We start from the raw sequence: 2,184 nt of genomic DNA on the forward strand, positions 1-2,184 counted from the left end.
CCAACCCGACCACGCAGCCCTGGAGCGGCGTGCTGTTCGGCCAGATCAAGCGTGACGGCAGCAAGGATCCAAGTTCCGAGAACCATTCCTTCGGCATGGTGACTTTCCTCGGCGGTGCCTGGTGGACCCCGGAGAAGAACTACAACAAGCTGGCGCTCGACAAGTTCGGTTCCGAGCCGCTGAGCCAGACCGTCACCGGCGGCTGGGTCGCCATGGTGCAGCATTACTTCGTGTCGGCCTGGGTGCCGGCGAAGACCGGCACCAGCCACATCAGCACGCGCAGTGCCGCCAATGGCACCGAGAACTACATCGGTTTCACCGGCAGCCAGCTGACCGTGGCACCGGGCGGTACCGGCAAGATCGGTGCCGACTTCTACGCCGGTCCCAAGCATCAGGACAAGCTCGAAGCTCTTTCTCCGGGTCTCGAGCTGACCGTCGACTATGGCTTCCTGTGGCCGATCGCGCAGTTCCTGTTCTGGCTGCTGCAGACCATCCACGGCTTCCTCGGCAACTGGGGCTGGTCGATCGTGGTGCTGACCCTGCTGGTCAAGGCCGCGTTCTTCCATCTCTCCGCGGCCAGCTACCGTTCCATGGCCAACATGCGCCGGGTCATGCCGGAAATGCAGCGCATGAAGGAAAAGTTCGGCAGCGACCGCGCCAAGCTGTCGCAGGCCATGATGGAGCTGTACAAGAAAGAGAAGATCAACCCGCTCGGCGGCTGTCTGCCGATCCTGGTGCAGATGCCGGTGTTCATCGCGCTGTACTGGACGCTGATGGAATCGGTCGAACTTCGTCACGCCGGCTGGATCCTGTGGATCAAGGACCTGTCGCTGATGGATCCGTACTTCATCCTGCCGCTGCTCATGGGTGTGACCATGTATGTGCAGCAGCAGCTGAACCCGGCGCCGCAGGATCCGGTGCAGGCCAAGGTGCTGAAGATGATGCCGATCGTCTTCACCATCTTCTTCCTGTGGTTCCCGGCCGGTCTGGTGCTGTACTGGTTCGTCAACAACCTGCTGTCCATCGCCCAGCAGTGGGTGATCACGCGGCAGATCGAAAAGGCGGCCGCAGCCAAGTCGGCGAGCTGACCCCGGGCGGCGGCCATGACCGACACCATTGCCGCCGTCGCCACGCCTCCCGGACGGGGAGGCGTGGGCATCATCCGCATTTCCGGCCCGGCGGCCGCGGCCATCGGCCGGGCCGTCTGCGGCTGGCCAGCTGATCGTGAACTGGCACCGCGCACGGCGGTGTTCACGCCCTTTTTCGGCGCTACCACCACTACCTCCCGACGCAGTGACGAGCAGACAGCGGCTTCGTTATCAGTGACTGTCCGGCAGGACGCCCTCCGGATTGACGAAGGCCTGCTGATCTTCTTCCCCGGCCCGAATTCGTTCACCGGCGAGGATGTGGTCGAACTGCAGGGCCATGGCGGTCCGGTGGTGCTCGACATGCTGCTGCAGCGCGTGCTCGCGCTGGGTGCCCGGCTGGCCCGTCCCGGCGAATTCTCCGAACGCGCTTTCCTCAACGACAAGCTCGACCTGGCGCAGGCGGAGGCGATTGCCGATCTCATCGAAGCCGGTTCCGAGCAGGCGGCACGTTCCGCGATGCAGTCGTTGCAGGGGGCTTTCTCCGCGCGCGTGCATGACCTGCTGGAAACGCTGATCACGCTGCGCCTGCATGTCGAAGCGGCAATCGACTTTCCCGAAGAGGAAATCGATTTTCTCGCCGATGGCCAGATCCTCGCGCACTGCGACGGCGTGCTCGCCCGGCTCGACCAGGTCATGGCCGAGGCCAGGCAGGGCGTGCTGCTCAAGGAAGGCATGCGGGTGGTGATCGCGGGCCGGCCCAACGCCGGCAAGTCCAGCCTGCTCAATGCGCTCGCCGGCAACGACGTGGCCATCGTCACCGATGTCGCCGGCACCACGCGCGATGTGCTGCGCGAGCACATCCAGATCGATGGCATGCCGCTGCACGTGATCGACACCGCCGGCCTGCGCGACAGCCCGGACGTGGTCGAGCGCGAGGGCATACGCCGCGCCTATGCCGAGATCGATCAGGCCGATGCCGTGCTCTTCGTCTGGGACAGCAGCGATCCGGCCTCCGATCCGGCGTTGTCGCTGCCGCAGTTCTTTCCGGAACTGCCAGCCCGGCTCACGCTGGTGGCCAACAAGAGCGACCGCAGCG

2 protein-coding genes are annotated in these 2,184 nt (G+C 64.9%); both read left to right on the plus strand.

Features of this window, described 5'->3' with window-relative positions; translation table 11 throughout:
• A partial coding sequence (gene yidC / locus C5O18_RS08730; protein ID WP_105193190.1) for a membrane protein insertase YidC occupies window positions 1-1,088 on the plus strand: 1,088 nt, incomplete at its 5' end.
• Between the two features lie 15 nt (window positions 1,089-1,103).
• Window positions 1,104-2,184: tRNA uridine-5-carboxymethylaminomethyl(34) synthesis GTPase MnmE (gene mnmE / locus C5O18_RS08735; protein ID WP_105193192.1), on the plus strand; the 1,081-nt coding region annotated here is incomplete at its 3' end.

It is taken from the genome of Amnimonas aquatica (assembly GCF_002943415.1).
Lineage (GTDB): Bacteria > Pseudomonadota > Gammaproteobacteria > Pseudomonadales > Moraxellaceae > Perlucidibaca > Perlucidibaca aquatica_A.